4 protein-coding genes are annotated in these 2,375 nt (G+C 42.1%); 1 reads left to right on the top strand and 3 read right to left on the bottom strand.

Annotated features, from left to right (window positions below; translation table 11 throughout):
* From V7D75_RS04930 to queC, 3 genes are all read right to left on the bottom strand, one after another.
* A partial coding sequence (locus tag V7D75_RS04930; protein WP_333613652.1) for a redoxin domain-containing protein occupies positions 1 to 234 on the bottom strand: 234 nt, incomplete at its 3' end.
* 170 nt (positions 235 to 404) lie between these two features.
* The gene (locus tag V7D75_RS04925; protein ID WP_068408057.1) at positions 405 to 734 is read right to left on the bottom strand and encodes a hypothetical protein; all 330 of its coding nucleotides are present in this window, start codon (positions 732 to 734) and stop codon (positions 405 to 407) included.
* 342 nt (positions 735 to 1,076) lie between these two features.
* Positions 1,077 to 1,898, bottom strand: coding sequence for a 7-cyano-7-deazaguanine synthase QueC (gene queC, locus V7D75_RS04920; protein WP_333613651.1), 822 nt, complete (start codon positions 1,896 to 1,898; stop codon positions 1,077 to 1,079).
* 272 nt (positions 1,899 to 2,170) lie between these two features.
* On the opposite strand from queC, the gene V7D75_RS04915 reads away from it, so the two are divergent.
* On the top strand, positions 2,171 to 2,375 hold a 205-nt coding region (locus V7D75_RS04915), incomplete at its 3' end, for a hypothetical protein (protein WP_333613650.1).

Genomic DNA, 2,375 nt, shown 5'->3' with positions numbered 1-2,375 from the left:
GATATCGTAGCCCAATTCATCAAACGCATTGATATGAGTAGTAAATTCTGTCGCTTGCGTAGTGCAGCCTGGGGTATTGTCTTTTGGATAAAAATATAAGATAAGCCCTTTATCGGTATGGGCAACCAGCTCTTTTAGGCTGATATCGTCATGAATAAAATTGCCGTCTAGCTCGCGCACGATAGTGACCGGAAAATCGGGCAAGGCAAGGTTCTCTGTAGTGGGCTTAGCCATTATAAAATCCTTATTAGTTTCGGTTATGCGTATATTATAGTAGGTGGTCTTATTATAGGCAGATTGGCAGAAATAAATACTCCGTTTTACACTTCACTTATTCATTCGCAACAAAAAAGACTGGCAATGACCAGTCTTTTGTATTTTGTAGCAAGTATTTTTTAAACCGCTTAGGCAGGTTTTTGTGGCTGTTTTAAGTCCAAGCCCACGGTGCATTGCTGCAAGTCTTTTTGCATTTTTTTCACGTAAGGGAGACCTGATGGGTCTTTTTTACTTTTTGCATAGCTTTCGATTTCCCACATTTGACCGATGGTCATATTGCTACGGACACCGATGGTGCAGTTACAAAGTTTGGTGGCATCGCTTTTATTAGCGACTTTATATTTGACCGCGCCATTGACACAGGTATTGATATTGTCTTGTTTGATGTCGGCTGCGTTTGCTTGTGGTAAGGCAAACAGCGCAGCAAGAGCTAGGGGTAAAACTGGCAAAAACTTCATAAACATCCTCTACGGGTCGTGTCAATTTCTCAGATTTTATATAAAATCTTGGTAGTGTTATGTGGTCACAGGTTTTATGGCTTATATAAGTGATGATAAAAGTATAGGTAACTATAAAAGCCTTTTTTATCTATGTCACTCATTATATTTTAGTAAACCAGCAGTACATGTCGCTTGTGACTGACATAGTCGCCCATACCATAGCAAGTAAATTGCTTAAAATACAACGCTAGCGTGCTGTGTTAATGCAAGCAAATGTTGCGCAAATGTTTAATAGGCGGCCGTGCCAAGACAATAATAGCGCCATTTTCAAATACTTAACAGAATATTTCCAAGGGTTTATTAAGTCTCATTAGACTGGTAACGCGTTGGATCAGCAACCCCAGCTTGGGCAAATCCTTGGCGACGTAGGACGCAGCTGTCGCAAATACCGCAAGCAAGACCATTGGCATCTGCCTGATAACAAGAAATCGTCTGCCCATAATCGACCCCGAGCGCTAAACCAAGCTCAATGGTTTTGGCTTTGCTTAAATGCTGCAACGGCGTTTGAATCGACAAATTGTGACCGGTGACACCAGCTTTAGTAGCAAGGTTCGCCATGTGTTCGAAGGCGGCGATATATTCTGGACGACAATCAGGGTAGCCAGAATAATCGACTGAACTGACGCCGATGACGATATGGTTGGCATCGGTGACTTCAGCGACTGCCAAGGCATAAGATAAAAATATGGTATTACGCGCCGGCACATAGGTGTTTGGAATGGCGTTATTATCAACGTTATCAACGTTATCGATATTATTGACATCACTGTCATCGTGATTGTTAATTGGAAATTTATCAGTATCGCCATCAGGGACAGTCATGCTGTGGTCGGTGAGTGATGAGCCACCAAGCTGGGCGATATCGATATCAATAATGCGGTGGTTAACATTGGCAGTCTTTGCGATGGCTTTGGCAGCGACAAGCTCGCTATTGTGGCGTTGACCATAGTTAAAACTGACCGCCGTCACAGACGTATAGCGCGCCTTTGCCCAATACAAACACGTTACAGAATCAAGCCCGCCTGATAGCAGCACCACGGCATTTTGGCTTTTATGTAGTGCTGCTAAATCAGCATTGTCTTTGAGACTGGGAGAGGAGGTTGGCGCAGTTACGTAAGTCATAGTATTGTCTATTGTTGGTTTAAGAAATTTGAAAAATTTGAGTTTTGAGGATGGGTTATTTTAATAAAGGTGGCATTATTGCATAACTTTGAAGATATGTTTAATTGCGCATAAGTGGCGATAAAAATGGGCACAAAAAGCCACTAATTTTGTGCGACTTTTCAATCTGTTAGCAAAATTTGTTATAATCGCTGCTTTTAAAGCCAGCCTGTTAAAGTTACGGCTGCTTATTTTTACCGTAACATCAACTTTGTAAAGATATTGAGTACCTTATGACCGTAGCGACCTTGTTTACGCCTAAAATCCCTTCTCAGTTTGATGCTGTCTCTTCGGAAACCAGTGCTACCGATACTGGCTGGGATAGTTATGCTGAAGATACTGATAGTATGGGGTATGACGACATTGCTGGCGCGGCTATAAGCAATAATACCGCTGAGCAAACATCCTCTACGCAAGTTTTACCGACTGAAACGGTAG

The organism is Psychrobacter sp. (assembly GCF_036731945.1).
GTDB lineage: Bacteria > Pseudomonadota > Gammaproteobacteria > Pseudomonadales > Moraxellaceae > Psychrobacter.
Note: the sequence above shows the minus strand (reverse complement) of the source record. Positions and strands in the feature narration are given on the sequence as shown.